This is a genomic window from Streptomyces cyaneochromogenes (assembly GCF_003963535.1).
GTDB classification, from domain to species: Bacteria; Actinomycetota; Actinomycetes; order Streptomycetales; family Streptomycetaceae; genus Streptomyces; species Streptomyces shaanxiensis.
The window spans coordinates 6,897,661-6,913,271 of sequence record NZ_CP034539.1 but is presented as its reverse complement, the minus strand read 5'-3'; the positions used below and the strand labels follow the sequence as shown (position 1 = coordinate 6,913,271).

Here is a 15,611-nt window from a genome sequence, read left to right as displayed (position 1 = left end):
CATGCGTCTCGTCATTGCCCGATGCTCCGTCGACTACGCGGGCCGGCTCACCGCCCATCTGCCCTCGGCGCCCCGTCTGATCCTGGTCAAGGCGGACGGCAGCGTCTCGATCCACGCGGACGACCGGGCCTACAAGCCCCTGAACTGGATGTCGCCGCCCTGCACCCTGAAGGAGGGTGACGGCGAGCAGCAGGACGTCTGGACGGTCACCAACAAGGGGGGCGAGAAGCTCATCATCACGATGGAGGAGATCCTCCACGACTCCTCGCACGAACTCGGCGTGGATCCTGGCCTGATCAAGGACGGCGTGGAAGCCCACCTCCAGGAACTCCTCGCCGACCGCATCGAGACGCTGGGCGAGGGCTACACGCTCATCCGCCGCGAGTACATGACGGCCATCGGCCCGGTCGACATCCTGTGCCGGGACGCCGAGGGCGGGACGGTCGCGGTCGAGATCAAGCGCCGGGGCGAGATCGACGGCGTGGAGCAACTCACGCGCTACCTGGACCTGTTGAACCGGGATCCCCATCTCGCGCCGGTGCGCGGCATCTTCGCGGCCCAGGAGATCAAGCCGCAGGCCCGGGTTCTGGCGACGGACCGGGGTATCGGGTGCCAGGTGCTGGACTACGACGCGATGCGGGGGATCGAGGACGACAAGCTGCGGTTGTTCTGACCGACGGTTCTTGGCCGTTCTCAGCTTTTCCTGGCCGTTCTCGACTTTCTACGACAGTGAGGGCCGGGTCCGTTGGACGGACCCGGCCCTCTTGTCTTGATCGGTGCGTCAGATCACCGAGTCCGAACCGCTGGGCGTGCCCGCCTCGCTCGTGTCCGGGGCGCTCGCCGAACTGCTTGCGGGGGCGCTGGAGGTCGCCGGGCCGCTGGCAGAGTCGGAGGTGGACGGTGTGGTCGACGGCTCGGGCGACTGGGACGTGGTCGGCGTCGGGGACGTCGGCGTCTGCGTCGGCGTCGGGGACCCAGGCGTCGTCGGAGTCGTCGGCGGCCTCGACGACGAGGACGGCGGCTTCGTGGGCGACGACGGCGGCTTCGACGGCGAGTTCGTGGAACCGCCGCCCGACCCCTGCGTACCACTCGGGTCGTCCGACGGCTCCGTAGGACCATCGGTCGGCGTCGGGTCGTCGGACGTCCCGTACGTGCCGTCGGGGCCCGGATCCGTAGGCCGGCTGGTCGCCGTGCCGGTGTCGCCGGGCTTCTCGTCGTCGCCCTCCGCCTTGTCGGCGCCGAGGCTGTCGTCGCCGATGCCCTGGCTGGCGGACGGGTTGACGCCGACCTGGTCGGCCGGGACGTTGGGGTCGTTGTCGGAGGTCGCCCCGAGCGTCACCACCGTGCCGAGCACGGCCACGAGCAGCGCGCCCGCGCCGGCCGCGACGAGATTGCGCCGGGCGAAGTTCCGGACGCCGCCGCGGCCCTTGTGCGAGGACGCCGGGGACGACGGCGCGGACGCCCGGTGGGTGACCAGCGTCGTGGCGTCCCCGCCCGGCGGGAACGCGGTGGGCACCCCTCCCGGCGGCGACTGCGACTCCTCGTACCGCGCGTCCGGCACCTCCTCCCCCGCCGTGGCGGCAAAGGCGGCCACCCCCGGTGTCGTACCGGAGCGGTCGGAGACCAGCGCGAGGGCCCGTCGGCCCGCGACCGTGCCGCGCTTGTCGGCGAGGGCACCGCGCAGCCCGATGGAGGTCTCCAGCTCGGCGCGGGCCCGGTCCAGCTGGCCGCCGCAGAGCGCGAAGACGCCCAACTCGTGGTGGAAGTACGCCTGCTCGGAGACGTCACCGGCCAGGCGCGCGGCCTCGGCTCCGGCCCGCAGCGCCCGCTCCCAGGCGCTCCAGTGCAGCCCCGCGGCGAACGCGGGCGCGGCCGTGCGGGCCAGCTGCACGGTCGTGCTCTCCTCGCCCTCGGCGGGCGGTGTCGTACCCGGCACGAGCACGCCCAGCGCGGCGAGCACGGCGTCGGCCTCGGCGCACACGCGCTCCGGCGTGACCGAGGGGTGCCCGGCCCACCAGGCGTAGTGCCGGCCGGCGGCCAGTGCCTTCGGCTCGACGTCCTCGCCGTATCCGGCGGCCTCCAGCTGCGCCTGTACCCCGGCGGCGAGCCGGTAGCGGGAGCCGACCGGCGAGACCAGCCCGCAGTCGGCCAGCTCGCCCAGCGCGGCGTCCGCGTGGGTGTCACCGACGAGGGCGGGGAGATGGGCCTGGTGCGGCACTTCGCCGCCGAGCGCGACGGCGAACCTCAGGGTGGCGCGGGCCGAGGCGCTGAGCCGCGAGGCGAGCAGCGGAGCGGGACCGGCCGCCTCGCCGAGCGACGGCAGCGGCACCTCCTCGTCCCGCTCACCGCCGAACGGCGCGTCGAAGGGCGCGTCGACCGGCGGTGTGTCCTCGAAGACCCCGAACTCGTCGACGGCGTCCGCGCCGGCCCGCAGCCGGTCCCGCTGCCGCAGCAGCGCCCCGGCCTGGACGAACCTCAGCGGCAGGCCCTCCGACTCGAACCACAGGTCGCCCGCCCAGTTCAGCTCGTCCTCGGTGAGGACCCGGCCGACCCCGCGCTCCAGGAGCTCCACGCTGTCGGCACGGTCGAGACCGCCGAGGACGACGTCCTCGATACCGGCGTCGGCGGACGGCGCGGGCACGGTGGGCGTGGCACCGAGCAGGAAGGCGCACTCGGGGGTGGCGTCCAGCAACTCGTCGAGCGCGGCACCGCCGAACTCGATGTCGTCCAGGACGACGACGGCTCCGATCTCACGGACGAAGGTGAGCAGTTCGTCCCGGTCCGGGCGGTGCAGGGGCGCGCCGTAGACGGCGTAGAAGAGGTCGTACAGCAGGTCGGCGGGTGCGCGGTGGAAGCCGGTGAGGCGGACCACGCCGTCGGGGGCGAGGTCCGCGCAGTCCTCGGCGACGAGGTCGAGGAGGCTGGTGCGACCGGCGCCCGGGGAGCCGACGAGGCGTACGGAGCGGCCGCGGGCGAGCATCCGTACCAACTGCTCGCGCTCGTCCTGGCGGGCCAGCAGCGGCTGTACGGGACGGGTCGGGCCGGGCGGGACGGGCGGTCTGGCGGCGCGGTCGGCCTCGGCGCGGTCGGCCGGGCTCAGCTTCCCGGGTCGCGCGGGCCGCTCCGCCGGCGGGCAGGCCTCGATCTCGCTGCCGTCGACGGGGTTGACGGTGAGCAGGAAGTCGCCCGAGACCAGTTGGACGGTGCGGGCGAGTGCGGGCGAGTGCTGTCCGAAGTCGGTGGTGAGGGGATCCCTGGGCGGGCGCTGGCGCGACGACTGGGCGTCAGCGTCATGGCCGTACTCCTCGGGTCCCCGGTTGTTCGGGTCCATAGGTCCATGCCCCCCAAAAGCGTCGTGTGCTGTGGCTTTCTGTCTCCGGCGAACTGTCTCCGGCGACAGATCCGGGCCCCTCCCGGCCTTTGCACACCGCGCTGTCGCTTCTGGTCCGGACCCGCTCGAAGGGGTTTGTCTAGTCGGCGGGCAGCCGAACCCTAAACCTTCGCACAGTATCTACGACAGATCGGGGTACCGCGCCGTCCGAGACGTCACAGTCTCGTGAGGATTGTGCGCGACGTGCGCTTCGCAGCCGGAACGCCCTACTGTCCCGTCCCACCCGTGCCGGGCGTCACACCCGGGGCAGTGACTCCACCCCGATGCCGCCCTCGATCGCCAGGATCCGGTGCAGCCGGGTGGCCACCAGCAGGCGCTGCATCTGCGGCGGTACGCCGCGCAGCACCAGGCGCCGGCCGCAGCGGCCGGCCCGCCGGTGGGCTCCCATGATCACCCCGAGTCCGGTGGCGTCCCAGAACTCCAGCTCGGACAGGTCGAGCACCAGATCGCCGACTCCGTCGTCGACGGCCGAGTGCAGGACCGTACGGGCGTCCGCCGCGCTGCGGACGTCGAGGCGGCCCCCGACGACCAGCTCGGCGTGGTCGCCCCTGATGTACATATGCGCTCCCCAAGCGTGCGTTCGTACTCCGTGATGCGTTGTCTGTGTGCCCGTGGCTGCCTGTGGCTGTGTTTGCTATGAGTCTTCGCTGTGGCCGGTGATGCAACCTCTGACTGCGTTGAGCGGTCAGAGGTTGCCGTCTGTAAGCGAACCGATACCGAATTCACCCCATCGCGTGATGCGTCACGGGGCTGTGCGGTGCTTTACGAAAGCTCAGTAGCTGTAGAAGCCTTGCCCGCTCTTGCGGCCGATGTCACCCGCGTCCACCATCCGGCGCATCAGCTCCGGCGGGGCGAACTTCTCGTCCTGGGACTCGGTGTAGATGTTGCTGGTGGCGTGGAGCAGGATGTCGACGCCGGTGAGGTCGGCCGTGGCGAGCGGGCCCATGGCGTGACCGAAGCCCAGCTTGCAGGCAAGGTCGATGTCCTCGGCGGTGGCGACGCCCGACTCGTAGAGCTTGGTGGCCTCGACGACGAGCGCCGAGATGAGCCGGGTGGTGACGAAGCCGGCGACGTCCCGGTTGACGACGATGCAGGTCTTTCCGACGGACTCGGCGAACTCCCGCGCGGTGGCGAGGGTTTCGTCGCTCGTCTTGTACCCGCGGACGAGCTCGACGAGCTGCATCATCGGCACCGGCGAGAAGAAGTGCACGCCGACGACCCGCTCCGGGCGCTCGGTGGCCGCCGCGATCTTGGTGATCGGGATGGCGGAGGTGTTGGAGGCGAGCACGGTGTCCTCGCGCACGATCTTGTCGAGCGCGCGGAAGATCTCGTGCTTGACCTCCAGCTTCTCGAAGACGGCCTCGATGACGACGTCCGCGTCCGCGGCGGCGTCCAGGTCGGTGGTCGCGGTGATACGGGCGAGCGCGGCGTCGGCGTCGTGCGCCTCGAGCTTGCCCTTGCTGACGAACTTGTCGTACGAGGCCTTGATGCCGTCGGTGCCACGCTTGAGCGCCTCATCGGTGACGTCACGCAGGACCACGTCCCAGCCCGCCTGAGCGGAGACCTGGGCGATGCCGGAACCCATGAGTCCGGCCCCGATGACGGCAAGCTTCCGTGCCACTGACGACTCCCCTTTGAATCACGGCAGCATGACTGCGCGTGCGCTTACACGCTGTTTACGATTGCCTCTTCGGCGGACCTTAGCGTCCGTGAGGCACTGTGTGACCGGTTAGTAACGCGAGTCACGGTCTCGCGGCGTGAGATGCCGGTCACGACCCGCCGTCCGATGGCCAAGGCCTTGCGCGTCCACGCCCATTGACGCCTCTCCCCATCAACGAGACCCGGACATCCAGGACACGGGTGCGACATAAGAATGAACGTACGAAAGCGGTCGGATCGGCGGTCCTCAGGGCAGCGTCTAGATTGGCCGTATGGTCAATCTGACGCGCATCTACACCAGGACCGGCGACAAGGGCACCACCGCCCTCGGCGACATGAGCCGGGTCGCCAAGACCGATCTGCGGATCTCGGCGTACGCGGACGCCAACGAGGCGAACGCGGTGCTCGGGACGGCGATCGCGCTGGGGAACCTGGACGAGGAGATCGTCAAGGTGCTCACCCGTGTGCAGAACGACCTGTTCGACGTGGGCGCGGACCTGTCGACGCCGGTCGTGGAGAACCCGGAGTTCCCGCCGCTGCGGGTCGAGCAGTTCTACATCGACAAGCTGGAGGCGGACTGCGACCGCTTCAACGAGCAACTGGAGAAGCTGCGGTCCTTCATCCTCCCGGGCGGTACACCGGGGGCGGCGCTGCTGCACCAGGCCTGCACGGTCGTACGGCGGGCCGAGCGCTCCACCTGGGCGGCCCTGGAAGCCCACGGTGAGGCGATGAACCCACTGACGGCGACCTACCTGAACCGTCTGTCCGACCTCCTGTTCATCCTGGCGCGTACGGCCAACAAGGAGGTCGGAGACGTGCTGTGGGTGCCGGGCGGGGAGCGCTAACCGTTCTTCGACACCGTGACCCGGTGCTCCTGCGCGGGCGCGGCCGGCTCCTTCTTCGGCCAGATCAGGTAGGCGAGGGCGACCAGGCCGTGGATGCCCGCGGCCCTGAGCGCCGCCCACTGGAAGGACCGCAGCGAAGAGATGTCCCCTTCGTCGCCGACGTACCAGACGGCCCCCTGGAGCAGCATGCACGCGATGGCCGCCGCCAGGAGGGTACGGAGCCACAGCCTGCCCTCGTGACGGGCGCGCGGCATGCCGTAGCGGGGTGGCCCGACCGGCTTGGGCGCTCCGGCCAGGCGGTGCGCGGCGTGGCCGTCCAGCCAGCGGATCGTGTAGTGGCCGTAGGCGACGGTGTAGCCGATGTAGAGCGCCGCCACGCCGTGCTCCCAGCCCGGTTCGGCGCCGTTCTTCAGGTCGATCGCCGTCGCGATGAACAGGACCAGCTCCAGCACCGGCTCGCAGAGCAGCAGCACGACACTCGTCCGGCGCCACTTCAGCAGGTAGCGGACGGCCAGGCCCAGGGCCAGCAGCACCCAGAAGCCGACCTCGCAGGCGATGATGAGGGCGACGATCACAACTTGCTCCCTTCGGTCACCTTCTCAGGCTCCCGTCGGCAACGGCCCCTTTCGTCGTCGGCGGTGACGAACTCGCCGTACATCGAAAGATGCAGTCCAGGACCCTTCCCCGGAATCAGGCGGCGGTCGCGCACACCGTGTTGGATGGAGCCATGGCCCTCCCCCGCCCCCACCGCTTCGATGTGTACATCGCCGTCGGCGGGCTGCTCGGCGGCCTGCTGCTGGTGGGCATCGGCCTGGCCACGCGGCCCGCGAAGGACCCGATCACGCTCTTCGACGGCCCCTGGCCGATCCTGGTGCCGCTCACCGTGATGGCCGGCTGCGAGCTGCTGCGCCGGACGGCCCCCCGCGCGGCCCTGCTGATCGGCACGCCCGCGATCTGCGCGGACGTCGTGACCCAGGGCAGCCTCGCCACGATCCTGATGTTCACCGACATCGTCTACGCGGCCGTGCTGTACGGCCCGCTCGCCTCGGCCCGCCGTACCCAGTGGATCACCGGTCTGCTCACGGTGGCCGGGACACTGGTGCCGTTCGCGTTGTGGCGCGTCCCGGAGGCGCTGCTGATCGGCGTGGCCTTCGGCATCGTGGCGTACGCACCCGCCGCCACCGGCTGGATCGTGCGCAACCACCGTGACGCCGCAGAGGCCGCGCGCTTGCGCGCCGAACAGACCGCCCTGCTCGCCGAGATGGACCGCACCCAGGCCGTCATCGCCGAACGGGCCCGCATGGCACGGGAACTGCACGACATGGTCGCCAACCATCTCTCGGCAATTGCCATCCACTCCACGGCCGCGCTGTCGATCGACACGCCGGCGACCTCCCGCGAGGCCCTCTCCGTCATCCGGGAGAACAGCGTCGAGGGGCTCGCCGAGATGCGCCGACTGATCGGTATCCTGCGCGACGGCGGCGGCGACCGCGAACCCTCCGCCGTCCCCACCCTCGACGGCCTCACCGCCCTCGTCGAGGGCGCCCGCGCCAACGGACTCGATGTCAGCCTGGACACCGGGGCCGAGGGTGACGCCCCCGCCCCGGTCGAGCTCGCCGCCTACCGGATCGTGCAGGAGTCGCTGACCAACGCCCTCAAGCACGCCTGCCCCGGTCGCGTCACGGTGCGGCTGGCCCGGCGGGACGGCTCGCTGACCGTCGCGGTGAGCAGTCCCTACGGCGACCGGGACGGTCCCCGCGCTCCCGGCTCGGGATCCGGGCTGGTCGGGATGCGGGAGCGGGCGGCGCTGCTGGGCGGCACGTTCGAGGCGGGGCCGGACGGGAATCACTGGACCGTACGCGCGTCCCTGCCTCTCGCCGAGCCCCAGGAAGAAGGAGCGACCGCATGATCCGCGTCCTCGTCGCCGAGGACCAGTCCGCCGTGCGCGCCGGGCTCGTCCTCATCCTGCGCAGCGCGCCCGACATCGACGTGGTCGGTGAGGCGACTGACGGCGAGCAGGCCGTGGCCATGGCCCGGGAACTGCGTCCCGACCTGGTACTGATGGACGTTCAGATGCCGAGGCTCGACGGGGTGTCGGCGACGCGTCAGGTGGTCGCCGAGCAGCTCGCCGACGTCCTCGTGCTGACCACCTTCGACCTCGACGAGTACGTGTTCGGGGCGCTGCGGGCCGGGGCCGCGGGGTTCCTGCTGAAGAACACGGAGGCGAAGGACCTGATCGAGGCGGTCCGGACGGTGGCGCGCGGGGAGGGTCTGATCGCCCCGGCCGTGACCCGGCGCCTGATCGCCGAGTTCGGCGCGAAACCGGCCCGGCAGCCGGCGGCCGACCCGTCCGTCCTGGACTGCCTCACCCGCCGCGAACGCGAGGTGCTGGCCTGCCTCGGGGAGGGCCTGTCCAACGCCGACATCGCGACCCGGCTCAGCATGGCCGAGGCCACGGTCAAGACGCACGTCAGCCGGTTGCTGGGGAAGCTGGAGCTGCGCAGCCGGGTTCAAGCGGCCGTACTGGCACAGGAGTTGGGGATGTAGCAGGGGGGAACGGGGAGCAGAAGGCTACTGGTCCAGACCTATTGACCTGTGGTCCAGACCTTTCTATTCTCACCGCACCATGAGTGCGGCATGAGGCTCAGTCATGCCCCCTGACTCCCCACGAGGAGGCGCAGCATGCGCTTCAGACACAGAGCCGTCGCAGGGTTCGCGACCCTGTTGCTCCCGCTGGCCGGTCTTGTCGGCCTCGCGAGCCCGGCCGAGGCCGCCACGTCCGCCACCGCCACCTACTCCAAGCCCCAGGACTGGGGCACCGGCTTCGAGGGCAAGTGGACGGTGAAGAACACCGGCACCACGGCCCTGAGTTCCTGGACCGTCGAGTGGGACTTCCCCTCCGGCACCTCCGTCACCTCCGCCTGGGACGCCGACGTCACCTCCTCCGGCAACCACTGGACCGCCAAGAACAAGTCCTGGAACGGCAGCCTCGCCCCCGGCGCCTCCGTCACCTTCGGCTTCAACGGCACCGGCTCCGGCTCCCCCGCCAACTGCAAGCTGAACGGCGGCAGCTGCGACGGCGGCACCGTCCCCGGCGACAACGCGCCCTCCGCCCCCGGCACCCCCACCGCCTCCGACATCACCAACACCTCGGTGAAGCTGAGCTGGTCGGCCGCCACCGACGACAACGGCGTCAAGAACTACGACGTCCTGCGCGACGGCGCCAAGGTCGCGACCGTGACGACCACCTCGTACACGGACTCCGGCCTGACCGCGGGCACCGACTACTCCTACAGCGTCCAAGCCCGCGACACCGCCGACCAGACCGGCCCGGTCAGCGGCGCCCGCGCGGTCCGCACCACCGGCGGCACCACCGAGCCGCCCCCGACCGGTGACAAGGTCAAGCTCGGCTACTTCACCGAGTGGGGCGTCTACGGCCGCAACTACCACGTCAAGAACCTGGTGACGTCCGGCTCCGCCTCGAAGATCACGCACATCAACTACGCGTTCGGCAACGTCAAGGACGGCAAGTGCGTCGTCGACGACACCTACGCCGCCTATGACAAGGCCTACACCGCCGACCAGTCCGTCAGCGGCGCCGCCGACACCTGGGACCAGCCGCTGCGCGGCAACTTCAACCAGCTCCGCCAGCTGAAGGCGAAGTACCCGCACATCAAGGTGCTGTACTCCTTCGGCGGCTGGACCTACTCCGGCGGCTTCGGCCAGGCCGCGGCCAACGCCGCAGCCTTCGCCAAGTCCTGCAAGGCTGTGGTCGAGGACCCGCGCTGGGCCGACGTCTTCGACGGCATCGACATCGACTGGGAGTACCCGAACGCCTGCGGCCTGACCTGCGACACCTCCGGCGCGGCGGCGTTCAAGAACCTCTCCCAGGCACTGCGTGCCGAGTTCGGCTCGAACTACCTGGTCACCGCCGCCATCACCGCCGACGCCTCGGCCGGCGGCAAGATCGACGCGGCCGACTACGGCGGCGCCGCCCAGTACCTCGACTGGTACAACGTGATGACGTACGACTACTTCGGCGCCTGGGACAAGACCGGCCCCACCGCCCCGCACTCGCCGCTCACGTCGTACTCCGGCATCCCGAAGGAGGGCTTCAACTCCGCCGCCGCCATAGCCAAGCTCAAGGCGAAGGGCGTCCCGGGCGCCAAGCTGCTGCTCGGCATCGGCTTCTACGGCCGCGGCTGGACCGGCGTCACCCAGTCCGCTCCCGGCGGCACCGCCACCGGCCCGGCGACCGGCACCTACGAGGCGGGCATCGAGGACTACAAGGTCCTCAAGAACTCCTGCCCGGCCACCGGCACGATCGCGGGCACCGCGTACGCGCACTGCGGCAGCAACTGGTGGTCGTACGACACCCCGTCGACGATCGCCGGCAAGTTGAGCTGGGCCAAGAACCAGGGTCTCGGCGGCGCGTTCTTCTGGGAGTTCAGCGGTGACAGCAGCAACGGCGAGCTGGTGAGCGCCATCAACAGCGGGCTGTCGTAAGGAAATTCAAAGGCCAGTTCCAGGGGTTGAAGACCCCTAGGCGACATTGACGCTCCCCCAGACTTCGTCCGGGGGGACCCCCACCCAGCGAGTGAATGTGGCTACGCCACATTCACTCGCTGTCCGGGCGGGGCTGCTTCGAGCCACGCGAGGAAACCGGTCAGCGCGTCTTCGCTCATGGCGAGTTCCAGGCGCGTGCCCCGGTGCAGACAGGCGAGGATCACGGCGTCGGACAGCAGCGCCAGCTCCTCCTCACCGTCGGGGACGCGGCGGCCGGCCACCTCGATCGCGGAGCGCTCCAGGATGCGGCGCGGGCGGTAGGCGTAGGAGAAGACCCGGTACCACTCGATGCGGTCGCCGTTGTAGCGGGCGACGCCGTAGCTCCAGCCCTTGCCGCTGGTGTCGGGTTTCTCGGGTACGTCCCAGCGCAGGGAACAGTCGAAGGTGCCGCCGGAGCGCTGGATCAGTCTGCGGCGCAGACCGAAGACGAACAGCCCCAGCACCACCAGGGCGACAACGATTCCGCACACAGTCAGAGCGAGGACCATCGACACCGACCTCCTCGTCTCCTAGGTAACGGAACGGAAAAAACTTCCATATCTGCCTCAGCCGCGACCGGCACCGGATTGCTCCGGTCCCAGCCGCGGCTGAGTGACGTCATCGCGTGCGCTCCCCCAGAGCCTAGACGGCCCGGGAGGTGACCCCGTGGGTCAGCGCGCCGTCGCCGCCTGCAGGCGGACCTCCGCGCGGCGGCCTGCGGACGCGTCGTCGTCCGACTTCGCGCGCTCCAGTGCCCGCTCCGCGCGCTGGACATCGATCTCGTCCGAAAGCTCGGCGATCTCGGCCAGCAGCGACAGCTTGTTGTCCGCGAACGAGATGAAACCGCCGTGCACCGCGGCGATGACAGTCCCACCCTCACTCGTACGGATGGTCACCGGGCCCGACTCCAGCACACCGAGCAGCGGCTGGTGACCGGGCATGACGCCGATGTCGCCGGACGTGGTGCGCGCGACGACCAGGGTGGCCTGGCCCGACCAGACCTCACGGTCGGCGGCGACCAGCGCGACGTGCAGCTCAGCAGCCAAGGTGGCTCCTCGGGTCACCACCCGGCTGTTTGGCCGGGTGTTGGTTACAAGTCTAATAGGCATGGAAGAGGGGGCGGGACGTGCCCCGCCCCCTCACCAAGAGCTCAATGGCTCACGAAGACCGGTGCGTCAGGAGACGCCCAGTTCCTTCGCGTTCTTCTTGAGGTCCTCGAGACCACCGCACATGAAGAACGCCTGCTCCGGGAAGTGGTCGAACTCACCGTCGCAGATCGCGTTGAACGCGGTGATCGACTCGTCCAGGGGCACGTCGGAGCCGTCCACACCGGTGAACTGCTTGGCGACGTGCGTGTTCTGCGACAGGAAGCGCTCGACGCGGCGGGCACGCTGGACGACCAGCTTGTCCTCCTCGCTGAGCTCGTCGATACCGAGGATCGCGATGATGTCCTGGAGGTCCTTGTACTTCTGCAGGATCCCCTTGACACGCATGGCGGTGTTGTAGTGGTCCGCCGCGATGTAGCGGGGGTCCAGGATGCGGGACGTGGAGTCCAGCGGGTCGATCGCCGGGTAGATGCCCTTCTCGGAGATCGGACGGGACAGAACCGTCGTCGCGTCGAGGTGGGCGAAGGTGGTGGCCGGCGCCGGGTCGGTCAGGTCGTCCGCGGGGACGTAGATCGCCTGCATCGAGGTGATCGAGTGACCACGGGTCGAGGTGATGCGCTCCTGGAGGAGACCCATCTCATCGGCCAGGTTCGGCTGGTAACCCACCGCGGAGGGCATACGGCCGAGCAGGGTCGACACCTCGGAACCGGCCTGCGTGAAGCGGAAGATGTTGTCGATGAAGAACAGCACGTCCTGCTTCTGCACATCGCGGAAGTACTCCGCCATGGTCAGACCGGCCAGGGCCACGCGCAGACGGGTGCCCGGGGGCTCGTCCATCTGACCGAAGACCAGCGCGGTCTTGTCGATGACGCCGGACTCGCTCATCTCGTCGATGAGGTCGTTGCCCTCACGGGTGCGCTCACCGACACCGGCGAACACCGACACACCGTCGTGGTTGTTGGCGACACGGTAGATCATCTCCTGGATGAGCACCGTCTTGCCGACGCCGGCACCGCCGAACAGACCGATCTTGCCGCCCTTGACGTACGGGGTCAGCAGGTCGATGCACTTGACGCCGGTCTCGAACATCTCGGTCTTCGACTCGAGCTCGTCGAAGTTCGGGGCCTTGCGGTGGATGGACCAGCGCTCGCCCTCGTACTGCTCGTCGACGTTCAGCACCTCACCGAGGGTGTTGAACACCTTGCCCTTGGTGAAGTCGCCGACCGGGACGGTGATGCCCGTGCCGGTGTCGGTGACCGGGGCCTGGCGGACCAGACCGTCGGTGGGCTGCATGGAGATGGTGCGGACCAGGCCGTCACCCAGGTGCTGGGCGACCTCCAGGGTCAGGATCTTCTTCTCGCCCGCGTTCGCCGGGTCGGCGACCTCGACGTGGAGGGCGTTGTAGATCTCCGGCATCGCGTCGACGGGGAACTCCACGTCGACGACCGGGCCGATGACCCGGGCGACGCGGCCCGTGGCCGTCGCGGTCTCAACAGTGGTGGTCATTAGCGGTCACTCCCCGCGGTCGCGTCGGCCAGGGCTGCGGTGCCACCGACGATCTCGCTGATTTCCTGGGTGATTTCGGCCTGGCGGGCCGCGTTGGCAAGCCGGGACAGCGTCTCGATGAGCTCTCCGGCGTTGTCGGTGGCCGACTTCATCGCGCGCCGCGTGGCGGCGTGCTTGGAGGCGGCCGACTGGAGCAGCGCGTTGTAGATACGGCTCTCCACATAGCGCGGCAGAAGGGCGTCGAGGACGTCCTCCGCCGAGGGCTCGAAGTCGTACAGCGGGAGGATCTCGCCCTTGGACGGGGCCTCCTGCGCGACCTCTTCGAGGCTGAGCGGCAGCAGCTGGGCATCCAGCGCCTGCTGCGTCATCATCGACACGAACTCGGTGTAGACGATGTGGAGCTCGTCCACGCCGCCCTCCGCCGTCGCCGTCTCGATGGCCTCGATCAGCGGAGCCGCGACCTTCTTGGCGTCCGCGTACGTGGGCTCGTCGGTGAAACCGCTCCACGACTCCGCGATCTTGCGCTCACGGAAGTTGTAGTGCGCCACACCACGGCGGCCGACGATGTAGATGTCGACCTCCTTGCCCTCGCGCTCCAGGCGCTCGGTCAGCTGCTCCGCCGCCTTGATGGCGTTGGAGTTGAAGGCGCCGGCCAGGCCGCGGTCGCTCGTCAGGAGCAGCACCGCGGACCGCGTGACCGTCTCGGCCTGCGTGGTCAGCGGGTGCTTGGTGTTCGAGCCGGTGCCGACCGCCGTGACCGCGCGGGTGAGCTCGGTCGCGTACGGCGTGGAGGCCGCCACCTTGCGCTGCGCCTTGACGACGCGCGAGGCGGCGATCATCTCCATCGCCTTCGTGATCTTCTTGGTCGCGGTGACGGATCGGATGCGACGCTTGTAGACCCGGAGCTGGGCTCCCATGAGTCAGGTCCCTTCCTTACGTCACTTGGAGGCGCTGGTCGCCTTCGGGGCGGCCGGAGCCTCTTCGCCGAGAAGCTTGCCGTCCGAGGTCTCGAACTGCTTCTTGAACTCGGCGACGGCGTCGGCAACAGCCTGGATGGTGTCGTCCGACATCTTGGCGCCCTCCTTGATGGAGGTCATGAGGCCCTGCTCCTTGCGGTGCAGGTACTCCAGGAGCTCCTTCTCGAAGCGGCGGATGTCGGCGACCGGAACGTCGTCCATCTTGCCGGTGGTGCCGGCCCACACGGAGACGACCTGGTCCTCGGTGGCCATCGGCTCGTACTGGGCCTGCTTCAGCAGCTCGACCATGCGCTGACCGCGCTCCAGCTGCGCCTTGGACGCGGCGTCCAGGTCGGAACCGAAGGCGGCGAACGCCTCCAGCTCACGGAACTGGGCGAGGTCCACGCGCAGACGGCCGGAGACCTGACGCATCGCCTTGTGCTGCGCGGAACCACCGACTCGGGAGACGGAGATACCGACGTTCAGCGCGGGGCGCTGACCGGCGTTGAACAGGTCCGACTCCAGGAAGCACTGGCCGTCGGTGATGGAGATGACGTTGGTCGGGATGAACGCCGAGACGTCGTTGGCCTTGGTCTCGACGATCGGCAGACCGGTCATCGAGCCGGCGCCCATGTCGTCGGAGAGCTTGGCGCAGCGCTCCAGCAGACGGGAGTGCAGGTAGAAGACGTCACCCGGGTAGGCCTCACGGCCCGGCGGGCGGCGCAGCAGCAGGGACACGGCGCGGTAGGCGTCGGCCTGCTTCGAGAGGTCGTCGAAGATGATGAGGACGTGCTTGCCCTCGTACATCCACTGCTGACCGATGGCCGAACCGGTGTACGGCGCCAGGTACTTGAAGCCGGCCGGGTCGGACGCCGGGGCGGCGACGATGGTCGTGTACTCCAGCGCGCCGTTCTCCTCCAGCGCGCGGCGAACCGACGCGATGGTGGAGCCCTTCTGGCCGATGGCGACGTAGATGCAGCGGACCTGCTTCTTCGGGTCGCCGGTGCGCCAGTTGTCGCGCTGGTTGATGATCGTGTCGACGGCCAGGGCGGTCTTGCCGGTCTGACGGTCACCGATGATCAGCTGACGCTGGCCACGGCCGATCGGGGTCATCGCGTCGACGGCCTTGTAGCCGGTCTCCATCGGCTCGTGCACCGACTTGCGCTGCATGACCGTGGGGGCCTGCAGCTCAAGGGCACGACGACCGCTGGTCTCGATCTCGCCGAGGCCGTCGATCGGGTTGCCGAGCGGGTCGACGACACGGCCGAGGTAGCCCTCGCCCACCGCGACGGAGAGAACCTCACCGGTGCGCTGCACCGGCTGCCCCTCCTCGATGCCGCTGAACTCACCGAGGACGATGGCACCGATCTCGCGCTCCTCGAGGTTGAGGGCGAGGCCGAGGGTGCCGTCCTCGAACTTCAGCAGTTCGTTGGCCATGGCCGAGGGAAGACCCTCGACCTTCGCGATGCCGTCGCCGGCAAGGGTGACCGTACCGACCTCCTCGCGCGAGGCCGCGTCCGGCTTGTACGACTGGACAAAGTTCTCCAGCGCGTCCCGGATCTCCTCCGGCCGGATCGTGAGCTCCGCCATCTGGGTTCCCTGC

Annotated in this window: 14 protein-coding genes; 5 read left to right on the top strand and 9 right to left on the bottom strand. The window is 69.5% G+C overall.

Features of this window, described 5'->3' with window-relative positions:
• The first annotated feature begins 1 nt into the window (after position 1).
• Positions 2-673, top strand: a complete 672-nt coding sequence (nucS, locus tag EJ357_RS31660) for an endonuclease NucS (protein ID WP_175647594.1) — start codon at positions 2-4, stop codon at positions 671-673.
• Positions 674-781: 108 nt separating this feature from the next.
• Here the strand turns inward: nucS and EJ357_RS31655 are convergent, their stop codons facing one another.
• From EJ357_RS31655 to EJ357_RS31645, 3 genes are all read right to left on the bottom strand, one after another.
• Positions 782-3,331, bottom strand: coding sequence for an ATP-binding protein (locus tag EJ357_RS31655; protein WP_126395099.1), 2,550 nt, complete (start codon positions 3,329-3,331; stop codon positions 782-784).
• Between the two features lie 295 nt (positions 3,332-3,626).
• Positions 3,627-3,950 carry an STAS domain-containing protein gene (locus EJ357_RS31650; protein ID WP_093906575.1) on the bottom strand — a complete coding sequence of 108 codons (324 nt, stop codon included), beginning with the start codon at positions 3,948-3,950 and terminating at the stop codon, positions 3,627-3,629.
• Between the two features lie 213 nt (positions 3,951-4,163).
• Positions 4,164-5,012 carry a 3-hydroxyacyl-CoA dehydrogenase family protein gene (locus tag EJ357_RS31645; protein ID WP_126395098.1) on the bottom strand — a complete coding sequence of 283 codons (849 nt, stop codon included), beginning with the start codon at positions 5,010-5,012 and terminating at the stop codon, positions 4,164-4,166.
• A gap of 310 nt (positions 5,013-5,322) precedes the next feature.
• Between EJ357_RS31645 and EJ357_RS31640 the strand changes: the two genes are divergently transcribed.
• Complete coding sequence (locus EJ357_RS31640) at positions 5,323-5,895, top strand: cob(I)yrinic acid a,c-diamide adenosyltransferase (RefSeq protein ID WP_126395097.1); 573 nt, start codon at positions 5,323-5,325, stop codon at positions 5,893-5,895.
• On the opposite strand, the gene EJ357_RS31635 is transcribed toward EJ357_RS31640, so the two are convergent.
• Entirely contained in the window at positions 5,892-6,470 is a 579-nt protein-coding gene (locus tag EJ357_RS31635) for a hypothetical protein (RefSeq protein WP_126395096.1), read from the bottom strand. The genes EJ357_RS31640 and EJ357_RS31635 overlap by 4 nt on opposite strands.
• Before the next feature lie 152 nt (positions 6,471-6,622).
• Here EJ357_RS31635 and EJ357_RS31630 point away from each other — a divergent pair, with 152 nt between their 5' ends.
• From EJ357_RS31630 to EJ357_RS31620, 3 genes are all read left to right on the top strand, one after another.
• Complete coding sequence (locus EJ357_RS31630; protein ID WP_228472666.1) at positions 6,623-7,804, top strand: sensor histidine kinase; 1,182 nt, start codon at positions 6,623-6,625, stop codon at positions 7,802-7,804.
• Complete coding sequence (locus EJ357_RS31625; RefSeq protein WP_126395094.1) at positions 7,801-8,442, top strand: response regulator; 642 nt, start codon at positions 7,801-7,803, stop codon at positions 8,440-8,442. Before EJ357_RS31630 ends, EJ357_RS31625 begins: the two co-directional genes overlap by 4 nt.
• Before the next feature lie 135 nt (positions 8,443-8,577).
• On the top strand, positions 8,578-10,401 hold the full coding sequence (locus EJ357_RS31620) for a glycoside hydrolase family 18 chitinase (protein WP_126395093.1): 1,824 nt from the start codon (positions 8,578-8,580) through the stop codon (positions 10,399-10,401).
• Positions 10,402-10,502: 101 nt separating this feature from the next.
• Here EJ357_RS31620 and EJ357_RS31615 read toward each other — a convergent pair whose 3' ends face one another.
• The 5 genes from EJ357_RS31615 to atpA all read right to left on the bottom strand — a co-directional run bounded on the left by EJ357_RS31615 (position 10,503) and on the right by atpA (position 15,598).
• Entirely contained in the window at positions 10,503-10,949 is a 447-nt protein-coding gene (locus EJ357_RS31615; protein ID WP_126395092.1) for a DUF2550 domain-containing protein, read from the bottom strand.
• Positions 10,950-11,111: 162 nt separating this feature from the next.
• A complete protein-coding gene (locus EJ357_RS31610) occupies positions 11,112-11,486 on the bottom strand; it encodes a F0F1 ATP synthase subunit epsilon (protein ID WP_126395091.1) in 375 nt (124 codons plus the stop codon).
• Between the two features lie 129 nt (positions 11,487-11,615).
• Positions 11,616-13,052, bottom strand: coding sequence for a F0F1 ATP synthase subunit beta (atpD, locus tag EJ357_RS31605; RefSeq protein ID WP_126395090.1), 1,437 nt, complete (start codon positions 13,050-13,052; stop codon positions 11,616-11,618).
• On the bottom strand, positions 13,052-13,969 hold the full coding sequence (locus tag EJ357_RS31600) for a F0F1 ATP synthase subunit gamma (RefSeq protein WP_126395089.1): 918 nt from the start codon (positions 13,967-13,969) through the stop codon (positions 13,052-13,054). The genes atpD and EJ357_RS31600 overlap by 1 nt, the downstream gene beginning before the upstream one ends.
• 21 nt (positions 13,970-13,990) lie before the next feature.
• Entirely contained in the window at positions 13,991-15,598 is a 1,608-nt protein-coding gene (gene atpA / locus EJ357_RS31595; protein ID WP_126395088.1) for a F0F1 ATP synthase subunit alpha, read from the bottom strand.
• Positions 15,599-15,611 lie beyond the last annotated feature (13 nt).

Bases quoted from the DNA above. Each gene is read 5' to 3' on its own strand.
- EJ357_RS31600 (WP_126395089.1), bottom strand. From the start codon at position 13,969: ATGGGAGCCCAGCTCCGGGTCTACAAGCGTCGCATCCGATCCGTCACC.
- EJ357_RS31655 (WP_126395099.1), bottom strand. From the start codon at position 3,331: ATGGACCCGAACAACCGGGGACCCGAGGAGTACGGCCATGACGCTGAC.
- EJ357_RS31615 (WP_126395092.1), bottom strand. From the start codon at position 10,949: ATGGTCCTCGCTCTGACTGTGTGCGGAATCGTTGTCGCCCTGGTGGTG.
- EJ357_RS31650 (WP_093906575.1), bottom strand. From the start codon at position 3,950: ATGTACATCAGGGGCGACCACGCCGAGCTGGTCGTCGGGGGCCGCCTC.
- EJ357_RS31640 (WP_126395097.1), top strand. From the start codon at position 5,323: ATGGTCAATCTGACGCGCATCTACACCAGGACCGGCGACAAGGGCACC.
- atpD (WP_126395090.1), bottom strand. From the start codon at position 13,052: ATGACCACCACTGTTGAGACCGCGACGGCCACGGGCCGCGTCGCCCGG.
- EJ357_RS31630 (WP_228472666.1), top strand. From the start codon at position 6,623: ATGGCCCTCCCCCGCCCCCACCGCTTCGATGTGTACATCGCCGTCGGC.
- atpA (WP_126395088.1), bottom strand. From the start codon at position 15,598: ATGGCGGAGCTCACGATCCGGCCGGAGGAGATCCGGGACGCGCTGGAG.
- EJ357_RS31625 (WP_126395094.1), top strand. From the start codon at position 7,801: ATGATCCGCGTCCTCGTCGCCGAGGACCAGTCCGCCGTGCGCGCCGGG.
- EJ357_RS31620 (WP_126395093.1), top strand. From the start codon at position 8,578: ATGCGCTTCAGACACAGAGCCGTCGCAGGGTTCGCGACCCTGTTGCTC.
- nucS (WP_175647594.1), top strand. From the start codon at position 2: ATGCGTCTCGTCATTGCCCGATGCTCCGTCGACTACGCGGGCCGGCTC.